Source organism: Streptomyces sp. NPDC012827, assembly GCF_042900905.1.
GTDB lineage: Bacteria > Actinomycetota > Actinomycetes > Streptomycetales > Streptomycetaceae > Streptomyces > Streptomyces gulbargensis.
The window spans coordinates 119607-139244 of record NZ_JBIBBY010000001.1 but is presented as its reverse complement, the minus strand read 5'-3'; the positions used below and the strand labels follow the sequence as shown (position 1 = coordinate 139244).

Here is a 19638-nt window from a genome sequence, read left to right as displayed (position 1 = left end):
GGGGCCAGGTGGGAAACAACGCACACCGGCACAGCCGGAGGCCGTACGTCCGGTAGCTCGATCACCGGGCGTGCGACAACTGGATATGCAAGGGACGCTTCGGCGTCCCTTCTTTCTTTGCTTCCCTCCCCGGGTCTCCCGCGTCCACCGCTCCCCGCACGTCCCACCCTTTCTCCCCGGGGATCTGCCCCGGTCCTTCGCGGGTGAAACGCCCGCGCCCCGGTAGAGTCAAGGGGGTGCACCTCAAGGCCCTGACGCTCCGCGGATTCAAATCGTTCGCCTCGGCCACCACCCTGCGGTTCGAGCCCGGAATCACCTGTGTCGTGGGCCCCAACGGCTCGGGCAAGTCCAATGTCGTGGACGCCCTCTCCTGGGTCATGGGCGAGCAGGGCGCCAAGTCCCTGCGCGGCGGCAAGATGGAGGACGTCATCTTCGCCGGCACGACCGGCCGCCCCCCGCTCGGCCGCGCCGAGGTCTCGCTGACGATCGACAACTCCGACGGCGCCCTGCCCATCGACTACGCCGAGGTCACGATCACCCGGATCATGTTCCGCGGTGGCAGCAGCGAGTACCAGATCAACGGGGACACCTGCCGGCTCCTCGACATCCAGGACCTGCTCTCCGACTCCGGCATCGGCCGCGAGATGCACGTCATCGTCGGCCAGGGGCAGCTCGACTCGGTGCTGCACGCCGATCCGATGGGCCGCCGCGCCTTCATCGAGGAGGCCGCGGGCGTCCTCAAGCACCGCAAGCGCAAGGAGAAGGCGCTGCGGAAGCTGGACGCGATGCAGGCCAACCTCGCCCGCGTCCAGGACCTCACCGACGAACTGCGCCGCCGGCTCAAGCCGCTCGGCCGGCAGGCCGCCGTCGCCCGCCGGGCCGCCGTCATCCAGGCGGACCTGCGCGACGCGCGCCTCCGGCTCCTCGCCGACGACCTCGTACGGCTCAGGGAGGCGCTGCGCGCCGAGCTCGCCGACGAGGCCGCGCTCCTCGCCCGCAAGGAGGCCACCGCCGCCGAGCTGCGCGAGGCCCTGGCCCGGGAGGCCGACCTCGAGGCGGAGGTCCGCGCCCTCGCCCCGCGCCTCGAACGCGCCGAGCAGAGCTGGTACGCCCTCTCCCAGCTCGCCGAACGGGTCCGCGGCACCGTCTCCCTCGCCGACGCCCGCGTCCGCAGCGCCACCGCCCCGCCCGAGGACGAGCGGCGCGGCCGCGACCCCGAGGACCTGGAGCGGGAGGCCGCCCGCGTGCGCGCGCAGGAGGCCGAACTGACCGCCGCCCTGGAAGCGGCCGAACGCGCCCTGGAGGACGCCGTCGCCCACCGCGCCGGACTGGAGCGGGACCTCGCCGCCGAGGAACGCCGCCTGGGGGACCTCGTCCGGGCCGCCGCGGACCGGCGCGAAGGACTCGCCCGGCTCCAGGGCCGGGCCGGTGCCGCCCGCTCGCGCGCCGCCGCCGCCCAGGCCGAGATCGACCGCCTCACCACCGCCCGGGACGAGGCGGCCGAGCGGGCCGTCACCGCCCAGGAGGAGTACGAGCGGCTGCGCGCCGAGGTGGAAGGCCTGGAGGCCGAGGACACCGAGCACACCGAGCGGTACGAGGAGGCCCGCCGCGAACTCGCCGGAGCGGAAGCCGCCCTGAGCGCCGCCCGGGAGGACTCGGGGGAGGCGGAGCGCCGCCGCGCCGCCACCCGCGCCCGCCACGACACGCTCGCGCTCGGCCTGCGCCGCAAGGACGGCACGGAGGCCCTGCTCTCCGCCGGCCTCTCCGGGCTCCTCGGCCCCGCCGCCGCACTCCTCACCGTCACCCCCGGGTACGAGGTCCCGGTAGCCGCCGCCCTCGGGGCCGCCGCCGACGCCCTCGCCACCGACGGCACCGCCTCCGCCGCCGAGGCGATCCGCCTGCTCCGCAAACAGGACGCCGGCCGGGCGACCCTCCTCCTGGCCTCCCCGCCCGAACGGCCCGCCCCCGCCGACGAGTCCGGCGCGCCCGCGCTCCCCGGCCACGCCGTCCCCGCCGTACGGCTCGTCACCGGCCCCGACGATCTCCTCGGCGCCCTGCGGCGGCTGCTCGATCGGACCGTCGTCGTCGGCTCCCTCGACGAGGCCGTCGACATCGTCCGTACGCACCCCGCCCTGACCGCGGTCACCGCCGAGGGCGACCTCCTCGGCGCCCACTACGCCCAAGGCGGCTCCGCCGCCGCGCCCAGCCTCCTCGAAGTGCGGGCCGCCGTCGACGAGGCCGCCGCCGAACTCGCCGAACTCACCGCCCGCTGCGAGGAGTCGGCCGCCGCCGTGCGCGCGGCCGAGGAGCGCCGCCGGGCCGCCGCGGCGCTGGCCGAGGAACGCGACGCCCGCCGCCGTACCGCCGAGCGGGAGAAGTCCTCCGTCGCCCAGGCCCTCGGCCGGCTCGCCGGACAGGCCCGCGCCGCCGCCGGGGAGGCCGAGCGGACCGCCGCCGCCGTCGCCCGCGCCCAGGAGGCCCTGGACCGGGCCACCGCCGAGGCCGAGGAGCTGGCCGAACGGCTCCTGGTGGCCGAGGAGACCCCTGTGGAGGAGGAGCCCGACACCTCCGTGCGCGACCGGCTCGCCGCCGACGGCTCCCAGGCGCGTCAGGCCGAGATGGAGGCCCGGCTCCAGGTCCGCACCCACGAGGAGCGCGTGAAGGCCCTCGCCGGACGCGCCGACTCCCTCGACCGCGCCGCCCGGGCCGAGCGGGAGGCCCGCGCCCGCGCCGAGCGGCGCCGGGCCAGGCTGCGCCACGAGGCCCGCGTCGCCGGTGCCGTCGCCGCCGGAGCCCGTACGCTGCTCGCCCATGCCGAGGCGTCGCTGGACCGGGCGGAACGGGAGCGCGAGGCGGCCCGGGCCGCGCGCGCCGAGCGCGAGCGGGAGCTCACCACGGCCCGCGCCCGGGGCCGCGAGCTGAAGACCGCACTCGACAAGCTCACCGACTCCGTCCACCGGGGCGAGGTCCTCGGCGCCGAGAAACGCCTGCGGATCGAGCAGCTGGAGGCGAAGGCACTGGAGGACTTCGGGGTCGAGGCGACGGCCCTGGCCGCCGAGTACGGCCCCGACCAGCCCGTCCCGCCGTCCCCGCCCGCCGACGGCGAGACGCTGCCCGAGGACCCCGGCCATCCGCGCAACCGGCCGAGGCCGTTCGACCGTTCGGAGCAGGAGAAGCGGCTGAAATCCGCCGAGCGTGCCCACCAGCAGCTCGGCAAGGTCAACCCGCTGGCCCTGGAGGAGTTCGCCGCCCTGGAAGCCCGGCACCAGTTCCTCTCCGAGCAGCTGGAGGACCTGAAGAAGACCCGCGCCGATCTGCTTCAGGTCGTGAAGGAGGTCGACCAGCGGGTCGAGCAGGTGTTCACCGAGGCGTACCGGGACACGGCCCGCGAGTTCGAAGGGGTCTTCGCGCGCCTCTTCCCCGGCGGCGAGGGCCGGCTGATCCTCACCGACCCGGAGAACATGCTCACCACCGGCGTCGACGTGGAGGCCCGCCCGCCGGGCAAGAAGGTCAAGCGGCTCTCGCTGCTCTCCGGCGGCGAGCGCTCGCTGACCGCCGTGGCGCTCCTCGTGTCGATCTTCAAGGCCCGGCCCAGCCCGTTCTACGTGATGGACGAGGTCGAGGCCGCCCTCGACGACACCAACCTCCAGCGGCTGATCGGGATCATGCGGGAGCTCCAGGAGTCCTCGCAGCTGATCGTGATCACCCACCAGAAGCGGACGATGGAGATCGCCGACGCGCTGTACGGCGTGTCCATGCAGGGCGACGGTGTCTCGAAGGTCATCAGCCAGCGCCTCCGCTGAGTGCCCAGCCCTTCACTTCTTCAAGACTTGAACGCCTACCCCGTTTCGGTTACGCCAAACTGGTGAGGCACCCCCTCTTGACTTCGAAACTTGAAGGCATAGTCTCTGCAACGTTGCTTTTACCTTCATGTGGTGGGCGGCGTGAAGTTGTGCGCCACTGGAAGGGCTATCCCCCCACCGAGGAGTCCATGTGACCAGCACCGCGCAGGCGCCCACGCCGCCGCCGTCCGAAGGCCGGGCGGCCCATCCGGACCACCTCGGCCACGTCATCTTCATCACGGCCTCGGCCGCGATGGGCGGTTTCCTCTTCGGCTACGACAGCTCCGTCATCAACGGCGCGGTCGAGGCCATCCGTGACCGCTACGACATCGGCTCCGGAACCCTCGCCCAGGTCATCGCGATCGCCCTCATCGGCTGCGCCATCGGCGCCGCCACCGCCGGGCGCATCGCCGACCGCATCGGCCGCATCCGCTGCATGCAGATCGCCGCCGTCCTCTTCTCCGTCAGCGCCGTCGGCTCGGCGCTCCCCTTCGCCCTCTGGGACCTCGCCTTCTGGCGGATCGTCGGCGGCTTCGCCATCGGCATGGCCTCCGTGATCGGCCCCGCCTACATCGCCGAGGTCGCCCCCGCCGCCTACCGCGGCCGTCTCGGCTCCTTCCAGCAGGCCGCGATCGTCATCGGCATCGCCATCTCCCAGCTGGTCAACTACGGCATCCTCCAGCTCGCCGACGGCGACCAGCGCGGCAAGATCGGCGGCCTGGAGGCCTGGCAGTGGATGCTCGGCGTGATGGTCGTCCCCGCCCTCCTCTACGGGCTGCTCTCCTTCGCCATCCCCGAGTCGCCGCGCTTCCTCATCTCCGTCGGCCGCACGGACCGGGCCAAGGAGGTACTCGCCGAGGTCGAGGGCCACGGAGTCGACCTCGACCGCCGCGTCGCCGAGATCGAGCGGGCCATGCGCAGCGAGCACAAGTCCACCTTCAAGGACCTGTTCGCGGCCGGCGCCCGGTTCAAGCTGCTGCCCATCGTCTGGGTCGGCATCGGCCTCTCCGTCTTCCAGCAGCTCGTCGGCATCAACGTCGCCTTCTACTACTCGGCGACCCTCTGGCAGTCCGTGGGCATCGACCCGTCCGGCTCGTTCTTCTACTCGTTCACCACGTCGATCATCAACATCGTCGGCACCGTGATCGCGATGGTCCTGGTCGACAGGGTCGGCCGCAGGCCGCTCGCCCTCGTCGGCTCCGCCGGCATGGCCGTCGCCCTCGCCTTCGAGGCCTGGGCCTTCTCCGCCGACCTCGTCGACGGCAAGCTCCCCGAGACGCAGGGCGTCGTGGCGCTCGTCGCCGCCCACGTCTTCGTCCTCTTCTTCGCCCTCTCGTGGGGTGTCGTGGTCTGGGTCTTCCTCGGCGAGATGTTCCCCAACCGCATCCGCGCAGCCGCCCTCGGCGTGGCCGCCTCCGCCCAGTGGATCGCCAACTGGGCCATCACCGCCAGCTTCCCGTCCCTCGCCGACTGGAACCTGTCCGGCACCTACGTCATCTACACGGTCTTCGCCGTGCTCTCGATCCCCTTCGTGCTCCGGTACGTCAAGGAGACCAAGGGCAAGGCGTTGGAGGAGATGGGCTAAACCCCGCTGCCCCTCTCCTCACGACGACTGCCCCGGCCCGAGGCTCACGCCACGGACCGGGGCAGTGTCGTGCCACCGGCGGCCACTGCCGCCCGCCGTCAGACGGACGCGGTCACCCGCTCCCCGGCGGACTCCTCCGCCGCGGCCGGCTCCCCGGCGGCCGTCCTGGGCAGCACCGTGTACAGCGCACCGGCCACCACGATCGTCGCCGCCCAGCCCAGACCGTTCTCGCCGATCCACGACGAGGCCAGCGGGCCGGAGAACCAGTCGACCTTCGTGAACAGCAGGCCGACCAGCAGCGCCACGCCCCAGGCCGTCATCGCCTGCCAGGCGAAACCGCCCCGGTACCAGTAGCCACTGGTCCGCCCGGTGTCCATCAGCGCCTCCGCGTCGTACGACCTCCGGCGCAGCATGTCCACGCCGAAGACGCCGATCCACGCCGAGAAGGCCACCGCGAGCAGCGTGAGGAAGGAGATGAACGACCCGATGAAGCTGCTCGCCACCACCATCAGCAGGAAGCCGAAGACGAGGCTGATCACCGCGTTCACACTCACCGCCGCCGCCCGCGACACCTTGATGCCGAGCGTCTGCGCCGTGAACCCGGCCGAGTACATCGACATCGAGTTGATCAGCAGCATGCCGATCAGGGCGATCAGCAGGTACGGCACCGAGATCCAGGCCGGCAGCAGCTCGCCGATGAAGGAGACCGGGTCCTGCGCCGAAGCCAGGTCCGGCGTGGCGACCGCCATCACCGCGCCCATCAGCACCATCGGCAGCACCACGATCCCGGCGCCGCCGACCGTCGTGGCGACCATCGCCTTCGAGGAGGCCGTCCGGGGCAGGTAGCGGGTGAAGTCGGGGCCGGAGGGCACCCAGCTGATGCCGCCGGCCGCGATCGTGCCGATGCCCGCGATCATCATCGCCGTCGAACCGGCCGGCTTGTCGAAGACCGCCGCCCAGTCGGTGTTCGCCACCAGGTGCACCAGGACCAGCACGGAGAACGCGCCGAAGAGATACGTCGACCAGGTGCTGCACACCCGCAGCGCGTTGATGCCCAGGCCCGAAACCAGGAAGGTGCAGGTGACGAAGGCCAGCAGGGTCACCACGATGAGGAAGGTGTTCGACTTCACACCGAAAAGCAGGTCCAGGACGGTCAGCACCGCGTAGGCGCCGGTCACCGCGTTGATCGTCTCCCAGCCCCATCGGGCCACCCAGATCAGCGCCCCGGGAAAAAGGTTTCCGCGCTGACCGAACACGGCCCGCGACAGCGCCATGCCGGGCGCTCCACCGCGCTTGCCGGCGATCGAGATGAGACCGACGATCCCGTACGACAGCACGGGCGCGGCGGCGGCCACGACCAGCACCTGCCAGAAGTTCAGGCCGTTGAAGACGATCAGGCCGGCACCCATCGTGAGCAGCAGCACACTGATGTTGGCCGCGACCCAGGTCGGGAAGAGTCCGCGGACCCGGCCGGTGCGTTCGTCGTCGGGGACCGGTTCGAGACCGCGGGTCTCCAGGGCCTTGTCGGTGGAGGCGCCTTCGGCGTCGGAGGCGTGGGGCATGGGGGTACTCCGTGCAGAGGTAGGGGGACCCACCCAGCCTACGTGCTCCGCCGAAGAGGCCGTCGTGGCCGATACTGGACAGGTTATGGGAATCGAAATCCTCATCCTTGCCGTCGTCATCGCCGTGGTCGCGGTCGCCGTGACCAGCGGGCTCGTGATCAGCGGCCGCAAGAAGAAGCAGCTGCCGCCGGCCGAGCCGCCGTCCACCACGCCGCCCCTCACCGCTCCGCCCGCCGAACCGCGCGTCGGCGACGAGGCGGAGACGCCGCGGGAAGAACCGCGCCGCACCGTCGAGGAGGTCGGCCTCCCCACCGCCGAGGAGGCCGTCGAGACGCCGGCCGCCGTCGAGGACCCCGTCGTCGCCGAGCCCCCGGCTCCCGAGATCGAGGTCCCCGAGCCCACCGCCGGCCGCCTCGTACGGCTCCGGGCCCGCCTCGCCCGCTCCCAGAACTCGCTCGGCAAGGGACTGCTCACGCTGCTGTCCCGCGAGCACCTGGACGAGGACACCTGGGAGGAGATCGAGGAGACCCTGCTGACCGCCGACGTCGGCGTCGCCCCCACCCAGGAACTGGTCGAGCGCCTGCGCGAGCGCGTCAGGGTCCTCGGCACCCGCACCCCCGAGGAGCTGCGCGGCCTGCTGCGCGAGGAGCTGATCACCCTCCTCGGCCCCGACCTCGACCGGACCGTGCACACCGAGAGCGCCGCGGACACCCCCGGTGTCGTGATGGTCGTCGGCGTCAACGGCACCGGCAAGACCACCACCACCGGCAAGCTCGCCCGCGTCCTGGTCGCCGACGGCAAGTCCGTCGTCCTCGGCGCCGCCGACACCTTCCGCGCCGCCGCGGCCGACCAGCTCCAGACCTGGGGCGAGCGCGTCGGCGCCCGCACCATCCGCGGCCCCGAGGGCGGCGACCCGGCCTCCATCGCGTACGACGCGGTCAAGGAGGGCATCGCGGAGAAGGCCGACGTCGTCCTCATCGACACCGCCGGCCGCCTCCACACCAAGACCGGTCTCATGGACGAGCTCGGCAAGGTCAAGCGCGTCGTCGAGAAGCACGGCCCGCTCGACGAGGTCCTCCTCGTCCTCGACGCCACGACCGGCCAGAACGGCCTCATCCAGGCCCGCGTCTTCGCCGAGGTCGTCGACATCACCGGCATCGTCCTGACCAAGCTCGACGGCACCGCCAAGGGCGGCATCGTCATCGCCGTCCAGCGCGAGCTGGGCGTCCCGGTCAAGCTGATCGGCCTGGGGGAGGGCGCGGACGACCTGGCCCCCTTCGAGCCGGGCGCCTTCGTCGACGCCCTGATCGGGGACTGACACCGGGGACCGGCCCGGAGCGCACCCCGGGCCGCGGCCACGGGAAGGGCCCGCGCAGGAGGGCCGCTCCGGAAGGTCCGCGAAGGACTCGCGTGCAAGGGCCCCCGCCACGTCGTGGCGGGGGCCCTCGCGGGTCCGTCCCCGGGAGCGCCGGGCGCGCTCAGCGGTGGGTGCGGTGGCAGATGTACGCCAGAGTGCCGAGCAGCAGCCGCGCCTGCGGCGGCGCACCGGCCGTGTCCAGGGTCGGGGGCCGCAGCCAGCGCACCGGACCGAGCCCGCCCCGGTCCGACGGGGGAGCGGTGATGTACCGCCCCGGCCCCAGCCCGTGCAGGTCCAGCTCCGCGTCGTCCCAGCCCATCCGGTACAGCAGGCGCGGCAGCTCGGCCGCCGCCCCCGGCGCCACGAAGAACTGGGCCCGTCCCGTCGGGGTCGCGCAGACCGGCCCCAGCGGCAGTCCCATGCGTTCCAGGCGCACCAGCGCCCGCCGCCCCGCCGCCTCCGCGACCTCGATCACGTCGAAGGCCCGCCCGACCGGCAGCATCAGCGCCGCCCCCGGGTACGCGGACCACGCCTTGGTCGCGTCCTCCAGCGCCGCGCCGGCCGGCACCGGCTCGGCGAATGACAGGGGGTGCGCCCCCGGAGCCGTACAGCCCCCGTCGCCGCAGGAGCACCGGCCGGAGGCCGCCCGCGCGCCGGGAACGACGTCCCAGCCCCAGAGTCCGGTGTACTCGGCCACCGCTGTGCACTCCGTGGTGCGTACGCGGCGGCGTGCGCCGGACCGCATCTCGCGGATGCCGCCGATCGTGAAGCCCATGCCCCCTCCAACGGGTCCAAAGCGCCGGTGGTTACGACCCGGAGCGCACCCGTCACGGGCCGTCACCCTCTGTCGCCGAAGGCGGCGCGGCGGCGCGTACGGGGTGGTGCGGACCGCGACACGCGCCTCGGCGCGCTCCCGTCCGCCGACTCCGGTTCGTCGCATGTCAAGTGAATCGCGTTACCCGCCCGGCGAGTTCATTCGAAGGGGTGGCGAATGGTGGCGTTTCTTGGCACGGCCTCGCTGGAGGGGTGATCGTAGGATTACTTTCGGTACTCGGAGGCAGGACGGCGCGTGCGCCGCGGGTATGCCGGAGGCAAGCCGGTTTCCCGCCCGAAGGAGTGAGAACGCCGGACGGATGCCGTGGGACGCGGCATCCTGGTAAGGCTTCGCACGACAGGCGATCAAGTGGATGGGGGCGTTCCCGTGGGCGGCAACGGCGCAGACGGTACGACTGCCGGCAAGCGCCCGAACGAGCGGCTGGGCTCCTGGTTCGTGCGCAGCGGCTGGTCGAAGGGCGAACTCGCGCGTCAGGTCAACCGCAGGGCCCGCCAGATGGGCGCCCACCACATCTCCACCGACACCTCCCGCGTGCGCCGCTGGCTCGACGGCGAACAGCCCCGCGAACCCATCCCGCGCATCCTGTCCGAACTCTTCTCCGAACGCTTCGGCTCGGTCGTCGCCGTCGAGGACCTCGGACTGCGCACCGCCCACCAGTCCCCGTCCGTCTCCGGCGTCGACCTGCCCTGGGCCGGCCCGCAGACCGTCGCCCTGCTCAGCGAGTTCTCCCGCAGCGACCTCATGCTCGCCCGCCGCGGCTTCCTCGGTTCCTCGCTCTCGCTCGCCGCCGGCCCGGCCCTCATCGAGCCCATGCAGCGCTGGCTCGTCCCCACCCCGGCGGGCGACCCCGGGCGCCCCGCGCCCGCGCCCGACGCGCACCGGCCCCACCGGCTCTCCGACATCGAACTCGACCTGCTCGAGTCCACCACCGCCATGTTCCGCACCTGGGACGCCCAGTGCGGCGGCGGACTGCGCCGCAAGGCCGTCGTCGGACAGCTCCACGAGGTCACCGACCTCCTCCAGGAACCCCAGCCGGCCGCCACCGCCCGGCGCCTCTTCCGCTGCGCCGCCGAACTCGCCGAACTCGCCGGCTGGATGAGCTACGACGTGGGCCTCCAGCCCACCGCCCAGAAATACTTCGTGCTCGCCCTGCACGCCGCCAAGGAAGCCGGCGACAAGCCCCTCGGCTCGTACATCCTCTCCTCCATGAGCCGCCAGATGATCCACCTCGGCCGGCCCGACGACGCCCTCGAACTCATCCACCTCGCCCAGTACGGCAGCCGTGACTGCGCCACCCCCCGCACCCAGGCCATGCTGTACGCGATGGAGGCGCGCGCCTACGCCAACATGGGCCAGCCGTCCAAGTGCAAGCGGGCCGTCCGCATGGCCGAGGACACCTTCGCCGACGTGGGCCTCGACGGCGAGCCGGAGCCCGACTGGATCGCCTTCTTCACCGAGGCCGAACTCAACGGCGAGAACTCCCACTCCTACCGCGACCTCGCCTACGTCGCCGGGCGCTCCCCGACGTACGCCTCCCTCGCGGAACCCGTGATGGAGCGGGCCGTCGAACTCTTCGAGAAGGACCCCGGCCACCAGCGGTCCTACGCCCTCAACCTCATCGGCATGGCCACCGTCCACCTCCTCAAGCGCGAGCCCGAGCAGTCCGTGGTCCTCGCCGAGAAGGCCCTCGGCGTCGCCAAGAGCATCCGCTCCGAGCGGGTCAACAACCGGCTCCGCAAGACCGTGGACACCGCCGCGCGCGACTTCGGCGACGTCGCCGAGGTCGTCCAGCTCACCGACCGCCTCACCCAGCTCCTGCCCGAGGCCGCCGAAGCGGTCTGACCCCGCTCCCCACGAGCCCCCGAACCCCGGCCGCGCCCCGCGTCCCGTACTGCCCGACTCGGCTCCCCCGCCGCACAGGACACACGGACCAGGGCGCGGCCGGTCCGCGTCCGGGTTCGGCGAACGCGCGCCGTGGCCCCCCGCCCCCGCGCCGCGATGCCGCCGGATCCGGCCGCCCCGCCCCCGCACCGGAGCCGCCGTACGACCCCGCCGGACGCCCCGCACCGGCCGGCCGCGCGCAGGATACGCCCGTGACCTCGCCGTGACCCGGGCGTTCACGGCCGCGTAACACGCCCCACCCCTTCGTCACCGCTCCGAAACATCGGGCGGCATCGGCCGAAACGGCGCTGCGCCAACCTCAGGGCCCATAACCGGCCACCCTCACGGCCGGCCGCTCCCCGGCCCCGCCCCGCACAGGCCGCCCCGACGACGAGGAGACGCCGATGGCACCAGCCGTCACGACCCTGGCAGCGGACGCCCCCGCGCTGTCCGCCGCCAACACCGGGTTCATGCTCATCTGCTCCGCCCTGGTCATGCTGATGACCCCGGCGCTCGCCTTCTTCTACGGAGGCATGGTCCGCGTCAAATCCACCCTGAACATGCTGATGATGAGCTTCATCAGCCTCGGGATCGTCACCGTCCTGTGGGTGCTCTACGGCTTCGGCATCGCCTTCGGCACCGACATCGGCTCCGTCATCGGCTGGTCCCCGGAGTACATCGGCCTCAGCGGCATCGGCGTCACCGAACTCTGGGACGGCTACACCATCCCGGTCTACGTCTTCGCCGTCTTCCAGCTGATGTTCGCCGTCCTCACCCCGGCGCTCATCAGCGGCGCCCTCGCCGACCGGGTCAAGTTCACCGCCTGGGCCCTCTTCGTCGCCCTCTGGGCCACCGTCGTCTACTTCCCCGTCGCCCACTGGGTCTGGGGCGCCGGCGGCTGGCTGTTCGAGATGGGCGTCATCGACTTCGCCGGCGGCACCGCCGTCCACATCAACGCGGGCGCCGCCGCCCTCGGCGTCATCCTCGTCATCGGCAAGCGCGTCGGCTTCAAGAAGGACCCGATGCGCCCGCACAGCCTGCCGCTCGTCATGCTGGGCGCAGGCCTGCTCTGGTTCGGCTGGTTCGGCTTCAACGCCGGCTCCTGGCTCGGCAACGACGACGGCGTCGGCGCCGTCATGTTCGTCAACACCCAGGTCGCCACCGCCGCCGCCATGCTCGCCTGGCTCGCCTACGAGAAGCTCCGCCACGGCGCCTTCACCACGCTCGGCGCCGCCTCCGGCGCCGTCGCCGGCCTCGTCGCCATCACCCCCGCGGGCGGCTCCTGCTCCCCGCTCGGCGCGATCGCCATCGGCGCCGTCGCCGGCCTCGTCTGCGCCATGGCCGTCGGCCTCAAGTACAAGCTCGGCTACGACGACTCCCTCGACGTCATCGGCGTCCACCTCGTCGGCGGCGTCATCGGCTCCCTCCTCGTCGGCTTCTTCGCCACCGGCGGCGTCCAGTCCGACGCCAAGGGCCTCTTCTACGGCGGCGGCTTCGAACAGCTCGGCAAGCAGGCCGTCGGCGTCCTCGCCGTCCTCGCCTACTCCCTGATCGTCTCCGCCGTCCTCGCCCTCGTCATCGACAGGACGATGGGGATGCGGGTCAGCGAGGACGACGAGGTCTCCGGCATCGACCAGGTCGAGCACGCCGAGACCGCCTACGACTTCAGCGGCGCGGGCGGCGGCACCGCCCCGCGCACCACCGCCACCGCCGCACCCGCCCCGGCCGTCACGCAGAACAAGAAGGTGGACGCATGAAGCTCATCACCGCGGTCGTCAAGCCGCACCGGCTGGACGAGATCAAGGAGGCCCTCCAGGCCTTCGGGGTCCACGGCCTCACCGTCACCGAGGCCAGCGGATACGGACGCCAGCGCGGCCACACCGAGGTCTACCGCGGCGCCGAGTACACCGTCGACCTCGTCCCCAAGATCCGCATCGAGGTCCTGGTCGAGGACGAGGACGCCGAACAGCTCATCGAGGTCGTCGTGAAGGCCGCACGCACCGGCAAGATCGGAGACGGCAAGGTGTGGAGCGTCCCGGTCGACACGGCCGTCCGCGTCCGCACCGGCGAACGCGGACCCGACGCCCTGTAGGCGCAGGCGCGACCCTCGCGCGATCACACGCACGACAGCGGGCGGGGCGGGCGGACCGCCCCGCACGGGACCGGCCACGGCACGGGACCGCCGCACCGCCTGGACCGAGGCACGGCACACACGGACGGGAGCCGCCGGGTGACGAACCCCGACACGCGCACGCAGACCGACGACCCGGGACCCGGCCGGTACGCGGCGGCCCGGCAACTCCTCCTCTCGGAGAAGGAGCGGCCGGGCCCGCCGCGCCGCGCGGCCCTCGCCCGCCTCACCGACGACTGGCTCACCGGCCTCTTCACCGCCGCCGCCCCGCCCCCCGGCACCGCCCTCGTCGCGGTCGGCGGGTACGGCCGCGGGGAACTCTCCCCGCGCAGCGACCTCGACCTCCTCCTGCTGCACGACGGCACCGCCGACAAGGCCGCCGTCGCCGCCCTCGCCGACCGCGTCTGGTACCCCGTCTGGGACCTCGGCATCGCCCTCGACCACTCCGTCCGCACCCCCGCCGAGGCCCGCACCACCGCCGCCGACGACCTCAAGGTCCACCTCGGCCTCCTCGACGCGCGCCCCCTCGCCGGCGACACCGCGCTCGTCACCGCCCTGCGCACCACCGTCCTCGCCGACTGGCGCGACCAGGCCACCCGCCGCCTGCCGGAACTCGCCGCGCTCTGCCGCGAACGCGCCGAACGCTCCGGCGAACTCCGCTTCCTCCTCGAACCCGACCTGAAGGAGGCCCGCGGCGGCCTGCGCGACGCCCAGGCCCTTCGCGCCGTCGCCGCCTCCTGGCTCGCCGACGCCCCCCGCGACGGCCTCGACGCCGCCCGCCGCCGCCTCCTCGACGCCCGCGACGCGCTCCACCTCGCCACCGGCCGCGCCACCGACCGGCTCGCCCTCCAGGAACAGGACGCCGTCGCCCGCACCCTCGGCCTCCTCGACGCCGACACCCTGCTCCGCGAGGTGTACGAGGCAGCCGGCACCGTCGCGTACGCCTCCGACGTCACCTGGCGCGCGGTCGCCCGCGTCCTCACGGCACGCACCGCCCGCCCCCGCCTCCGGGCCGTCTTCGGCGGCCGCTCCACGGCCGGGAAACCGCCCGCCGAACGCACCCCCCTCGCCGAGGGCGTCGTCGAGATGGACGGCGAGGCCGTCCTCGCCCGCACCGCCCGCCCCGAACGCGACCCGGTGCTGCCGCTGCGCGCCGCCGCGGCGGCCGCCCAGGCCGGACTGCCGCTCTCCCCGCACGCCGTACGCCACCTCGCCGCCACCGCCGGCCCGCTCCCCGTGCCGTGGCCCGCCGAGGCCCGCGAGGCACTCGTCACCCTCCTCGGCGCCGGGCCGCCCGCCGTACCCGTCTGGGAGGCCCTGGAGGCCGAAGGCCTCGTCACCCGCCTCCTGCCGGACTGGGACCGGGTCCGCCACCGCCCCCAGCGCAACCCCGTCCACACCTGGACCGTCGACCGCCACCTCGTGGAGACCGCCGTCCGCGCCGCCTCCCTCACCCGCCGCGTCGGCCGGCCCGACCTCCTCCTCGTCGCCGCCCTCCTCCACGACATCGGCAAGGGCTGGCCCGGCGACCACTCCGTCGCAGGGGAGACCATCGCCCGCGACCTCGCCGCCCGCATCGGCTTCGACCGCACCGACACCGCCACCCTCGCCACCCTCGTCCGCCACCACCTCCTCCTCATCGACACCGCCACCCGCCGCGACCTGGACGACCCCGCCACCGTCCGGTCCGTCGCCACCGCCGTCGGCACCTACGGGACGCTGGAACTCCTGCACGCCCTCACCGAGGCCGACGCCCTCGCCACCGGACCCGCCGCCTGGTCCGCCTGGCGCGCACTCCTCGTGGATGACCTCGTCAAACGCGTCGCGGGCGTCCTCGCGGGCGAACCCCTGCCCGACCCCGAGGCCGCCGCCCCCAGCGCCGCACAGGAACGCCTCGCCGTCGAGGCCCTGCGCACCGGCGAACCCGTCCTCGCCCTGCACACCCGCGAGGACCAGCCCCTCGACCCGGACGAACCCGAACCCGTCGGCGTCGAACTCGTCATCGCCCTGCCCGACCGGCCCGGCGTGCTCCCCGCCGTCGCGGGCGTCCTCGCCCTGCACCGCCTCACCGTGCGCGCCGCCGACCTGCGGGCCGTCCACCTCCCGGACGGGCTCATCACCGCACCCGGCGACGGGGCGGGCGAGAACTCCGTCCTGGTCCTCGACTGGCGCGTCGCCGCCGAGTACGGCTCCCTGCCCCAGGCCCACCGCCTGCGCGCCGACCTCGTCCGCGCCCTCGACGGCACCCTCGACATCGCCGCCCGGCTCGCCGAACGCGAGGCCGCCTACCCCCGGCGCCGCGGCGTCCAGGCGCCACCGCCCCGCGTCACCGTCGCCGCCGCCGGATCCCGCCTCGCCACCGTCCTGGAGGTCCGCGCCCAGGACGCCCCCGGCCTCCTCCACCGCATCGGCCGCGCCCTGGAAGGCGCGGCGGTACGGGTCCGCAGCGCCCATGTCTCCACGCTCGGCGCCAACGCCGTCGACACCCTGTACGTGACCCGCCCGGACGGCACCCTCCTCACGGACGGGGAGGCGGCCGACCTCGCCCGGGCACTGGAGAAGGCCCTGCGGTGACCGGACGGGACGCACCCCCGGGCGGCCGATCCGGTGGGCAGGGACGATTCATGCGGCGGGCCGGATACCCTGGAGGGCGATTCTCTGCCCCCGACCTCAAGGACCGACGAGCGCCGTGTTCGATACTCTCTCCGACCGCCTGAGCGCGACTTTCAAGAGCCTCCGGGGCAAGGGTCGCCTTTCCGAGCAGGACATCGACAGCGCGGCCCGGGAAATCCGTATCGCACTCCTCGAGGCGGACGTCGCCCTCCCGGTCGTCCGCGCGTTCATCAAGAACGTCAAGGAGCGGGCCCTCGGCGCAGAGGTCTCCAAGGCCCTGAACCCGTCCCAGCAGGTCATCAAGATCGTCAACGACGAGCTGATCGGGATCCTCGGCGGCGAGACCCGCCGCCTGCGCTTCGCCAAGTCCGGCCCCACCGTGATCATGCTCGCCGGTCTCCAGGGTGCCGGTAAGACCACGCTCGCCGGAAAGCTCGGCCTCTGGCTCAAGGGCCAGGGCCACTCCCCGCTGCTCGTCGCCTGCGACCTCCAGCGCCCCAACGCCGTCAACCAGCTCTCGGTCGTCGCCGACCGCGCCGGCGTCGCCTTCTACGGCCCGCAGCCCGGCAACGGCGTCGGCGACCCGGTCCAGGTCGCCAAGGACTCCATCGAGCACGCGCGGACCAAGCTGTACGACGTCGTCATCGTCGACACCGCCGGCCGCCTCGGCATCGACCAGGAGCTGATGCGGCAGGCCGCGGACATCCGCGACGCCGTCAGCCCCGACGAGATCCTCTTCGTCGTCGACGCCATGATCGGCCAGGACGCGGTCAACACCGCCGAGGCCTTCCGCGACGGCGTCGGCTTCGACGGCGTCGTGCTCTCCAAGCTCGACGGCGACGCCCGCGGCGGTGCCGCGCTCTCCATCGCGCACGTCACCGGCAAGCAGATCATGTTCGCCTCCAACGGCGAGAAGCTGGACGACTTCGACGCGTTCCACCCGGACCGCATGGCGTCCCGCATCCTCGGCATGGGCGACATGCTCTCGCTCATCGAGAAGGCCCAGCAGACCTTCGACGAGGAAGAGGCCGCCAAGATGGCCTCCAAGCTCGCGTCGAAGAAGGGCCAGGAGTTCACCCTCGACGACTTCCTCGCCCAGATGGAGCAGGTCCGCCGGATGGGCTCCATCTCCAAGCTCCTCGGCATGCTGCCCGGCATGGCCCAGATGAAGGAGCAGATCAACAACATCGACGAGCGGGACGTCGACCGCACCGCCGCCATCATCAAGTCGATGACCCCGGCCGAGCGCCAGGACCCGACCATCATCAACGGCTCCCGCCGGGCCCGTATCGCCAAGGGCTCCGGGGTCGAGGTCAGCGCCGTGAAGGGCCTGGTCGAGCGGTTCTTCGAGGCCCGCAAGATGATGTCCCGCATGGCCCAGGGCGGCGGCCTGCCCGGCATGCCCGGCATCCCGGGCATGGGCGGCGGCCCCGGCCGCCAGAAGAAGCAGCAGAAGCAGGCCAAGGGCAAGCGCAAGAGCGGCAACCCGATGAAGCGGAAGGCCGAGGAGCAGGCCGCCGCCGAGCGCCGGGAGCAGGCCGCCCAGCAGGGCGGCGCGTTCGGCCTCCCGGCCGCCGGCCAGGCCCCGCAGGACTTCGAGCTCCCGGAGGAGTTCAAGAAGTTCATGGGCTGATCCGGCAGGGGCCACGAACCCCTCACGCGGACGCCGCAGCACGACGAGGGGCCCGGAGCGGTACGGAGACGACCGCCCGGGCCCCTTGTCGTCCCTCCGGATCGCCCGTGATGCCGCTTCCGCCCCGATCTGCCGATACTGGGGGCGACCGCCGCCCCGAGGAGAGCCCGTGGCCAACCCCGTACCCCCGCGCGACCGGACCGACCAGCCCTGGCGCTCGGAAGGGGCACCGCCGCCCCCGCCCCCCAAGCGGAAGATGCCCGGCGGCTGGGGCAGCCTCGTCCTCACCGCCCTCGCCGTCTACCTCGTCACCAACCTGGTGCTCTCGTTCTTCAACGAGGGCGACGGCCCCACCATCTCGTACACCGAGTTCAGCAGACAGGTCGCCGCCGGCAACGTCACCACCCTCTACTCCAAGGGCGACGCCATCCAGGGCACCCTCAAGAACAAGCGGCCCGTCCCCGACGGCGAGGGCGACTACACCACGTTCCGCACCCAGCGGCCCGCCTTCGCCGACGACGACCTGTGGGCCCAGCTCACGAAGCAGAAGGTCACCGTCACCGCCCGGCCGGTCGTCCAGGAACGCTCCTTCCTCGCCAACCTCCTCATCTCCCTGGCGCCGATGCTGCTCCTCGTCCTCCTGTGGGTCCTCATCGCCCGCCGGATGAGCGCCGGCATGGGCGGCGCGGGCGGCATGCTCGGCCGCAAACAGCCGCCGAAACCCGTCGAGCTGGAGGGCGCCCGGCGCACCACCTTCGCCGACGTCGCCGGCATCGACGAGGTGGAGGGCGAACTCAACGACGTCGTCGACTTCCTCAAGCACCCCGACGCCTACCGCGCCATGGGCGCCAAGATGCCCCGCGGCGTCCTCCTCGCCGGACCGCCCGGCACCGGCAAGACCCTCCTCGCCCGGGCCGTCGCGGGAGAGGCCCAGGTGCCCTTCTTCTCCGCCTCCGCCTCCGAGTTCATCGAGATGATCGTCGGTGTCGGCGCCTCCCGCGTCCGCGAACTCTTCGCCGAGGCCCGCAAGGTGGCCCCCGCCATCATCTTCATCGACGAGATCGACACCATCGGCCGCGCCCGCGGCGGCGGCGCCGGCATGGGCGGCCACGACGAACGCGAGCAGACCCTCAATCAGATCCTCACCGAGATGGACGGGTTCACCGGCTCCGAAGGTGTCATCGTCCTCGCCGCCACCAACCGCGCCGACGTCCTCGACCCCGCCCTCACCCGCCCCGGCCGCTTCGACCGCGTCGTCCACGTCAACCCGCCCGACCGCGGCGGCCGCGAGGCCATCCTCCGCATCCACACCCGCGAGATCCCCCTCGCCCAGGACGTCGATCTCGCCCAGGTCGCCCGCACCACCCCCGGCATGACCGGCGCCGAACTCGCCAACCTCGCCAACGAGGCCGCGCTCCTCGCCGTCAAACGCCAGCGGAAGACCGTCACCCCCACCGACCTCTCCGACGCCCTGGAGAAGGTCCAGCTCGGCGCCGAACGCCCCCTCGTCATGCCCCTGGAGGAACGGCGCCGCACCGCCTACCACGAGAGCGGCCACGCCCTCCTCGGCATGCTCCAGCCCGGCGCCGACCCCGTCCGCAAGATCACCATCGTGCCGCGCGGCCGCGCCCTCGGCGTCACGCTCTCCACCCCCGACGCCGACAAGTACGCCTACACCGAGGAGTACCTGCGCGGCCGGATCATCGGCGCCCTCGGCGGCATGGCCGCCGAACAGGTCGTCTTCGGCGTCGTCACCACCGGCGCCGAGAGCGACCTCGAACAGGTCACCCGCATCGCCCGCGGCATGGCCGGCCGCTGGGGCATGAGCGCCCGCGTCGGCCGCCTCTCCGCCATCCCCGGCGACGCCCAGCAGGCGTACGGCCTCTCCGCGGCCCCCACCACCCTCGACACCGTCGACGAGGAGATGCGCCGCATCGTCGACGAGTGCTACGAGAGCGCGGTCCGCCAACTCCGCGAACACCGCGACCGCCTCGACGCCCTCGCCGAGGCCCTCCTCACCCACGAAACCCTGGAGGAGGCCGACGCCTACCGCGCCGCCGGCCTGCCCCGGCCCGCCCCGGAACGGGCCCTGGGCGCGGGGGACTGATCCGCCCCCGGACGGGTGACGCGGGGGAGCGGGCGAGGGGCCCCGGGGCGGACGGCGAGCCCGGGGCCCGGAGCCGTACGGCCTCCACGCCC

General features: G+C 73.2%; 11 protein-coding genes. 9 read left to right on the top strand and 2 right to left on the bottom strand.

The features are described 5' to 3' along the window. Positions 1–236: 236 nt before the first annotated feature. Positions 237–3803, top strand: coding sequence for a chromosome segregation protein SMC (gene smc / locus ACFY60_RS00580; RefSeq protein WP_388607985.1), 3567 nt, complete (start codon positions 237–239; stop codon positions 3801–3803). Between the two features lie 190 nt (positions 3804–3993). Beyond that, a complete protein-coding gene (locus ACFY60_RS00575; RefSeq protein WP_388607987.1) occupies positions 3994–5427 on the top strand; it encodes a sugar porter family MFS transporter in 1434 nt (477 codons plus the stop codon). Positions 5428–5525: 98 nt separating this feature from the next. Here ACFY60_RS00575 and ACFY60_RS00570 read toward each other — a convergent pair whose 3' ends face one another. Continuing rightward, complete coding sequence (locus ACFY60_RS00570; RefSeq protein ID WP_388607988.1) at positions 5526–6989, bottom strand: cytosine permease; 1464 nt, start codon at positions 6987–6989, stop codon at positions 5526–5528. A gap of 91 nt (positions 6990–7080) precedes the next feature. On the opposite strand from ACFY60_RS00570, the gene ftsY reads away from it, so the two are divergent. Continuing rightward, the gene (ftsY, locus tag ACFY60_RS00565; protein ID WP_388608184.1) at positions 7081–8307 is read left to right on the top strand and encodes a signal recognition particle-docking protein FtsY; all 1227 of its coding nucleotides are present in this window, start codon (positions 7081–7083) and stop codon (positions 8305–8307) included. Positions 8308–8467: 160 nt separating this feature from the next. Here the strand turns inward: ftsY and ACFY60_RS00560 are convergent, their stop codons facing one another. Continuing rightward, positions 8468–9121 (bottom strand): bifunctional DNA primase/polymerase, encoded by a 654-nt coding sequence (locus tag ACFY60_RS00560; RefSeq protein ID WP_388607990.1) that lies wholly within the window; start codon positions 9119–9121, stop codon positions 8468–8470. 426 nt (positions 9122–9547) lie between these two features. On the opposite strand from ACFY60_RS00560, the gene ACFY60_RS00555 reads away from it, so the two are divergent. The 6 genes from ACFY60_RS00555 (at position 9548) to ftsH (ending at position 19546) form a co-directional block, all read left to right on the top strand. Then, entirely contained in the window at positions 9548–11023 is a 1476-nt protein-coding gene (locus ACFY60_RS00555) for a hypothetical protein (protein ID WP_309051068.1), read from the top strand. 443 nt (positions 11024–11466) lie between these two features. Continuing rightward, entirely contained in the window at positions 11467–12819 is a 1353-nt protein-coding gene (locus tag ACFY60_RS00550; protein ID WP_388607992.1) for an ammonium transporter, read from the top strand. Further along, on the top strand, positions 12816–13154 hold the full coding sequence (locus ACFY60_RS00545) for a P-II family nitrogen regulator (RefSeq protein WP_030117734.1): 339 nt from the start codon (positions 12816–12818) through the stop codon (positions 13152–13154). The genes ACFY60_RS00550 and ACFY60_RS00545 overlap by 4 nt, the downstream gene beginning before the upstream one ends. Positions 13155–13292: 138 nt before the next feature. Next, a complete protein-coding gene (locus ACFY60_RS00540; protein WP_388607994.1) occupies positions 13293–15767 on the top strand; it encodes a [protein-PII] uridylyltransferase in 2475 nt (824 codons plus the stop codon). A 115-nt stretch (positions 15768–15882) separates the two neighbouring features. Next, the gene (gene ffh / locus ACFY60_RS00535; RefSeq protein ID WP_388607996.1) at positions 15883–17439 is read left to right on the top strand and encodes a signal recognition particle protein; all 1557 of its coding nucleotides are present in this window, start codon (positions 15883–15885) and stop codon (positions 17437–17439) included. Between the two features lie 169 nt (positions 17440–17608). Then, positions 17609–19546, top strand: a complete 1938-nt coding sequence (gene ftsH, locus ACFY60_RS00530) for an ATP-dependent zinc metalloprotease FtsH (protein ID WP_388607997.1) — start codon at positions 17609–17611, stop codon at positions 19544–19546. Positions 19547–19638: the final 92 nt, after the last annotated feature.

Bases quoted from the DNA above. Each gene is read 5' to 3' on its own strand.
- ACFY60_RS00570 (WP_388607988.1), bottom strand. From the start codon at position 6,989: ATGCCCCACGCCTCCGACGCCGAAGGCGCCTCCACCGACAAGGCCCTG.
- ACFY60_RS00560 (WP_388607990.1), bottom strand. From the start codon at position 9,121: ATGGGCTTCACGATCGGCGGCATCCGCGAGATGCGGTCCGGCGCACGC.
- ACFY60_RS00550 (WP_388607992.1), top strand. From the start codon at position 11,467: ATGGCACCAGCCGTCACGACCCTGGCAGCGGACGCCCCCGCGCTGTCC.
- ACFY60_RS00545 (WP_030117734.1), top strand. From the start codon at position 12,816: ATGAAGCTCATCACCGCGGTCGTCAAGCCGCACCGGCTGGACGAGATC.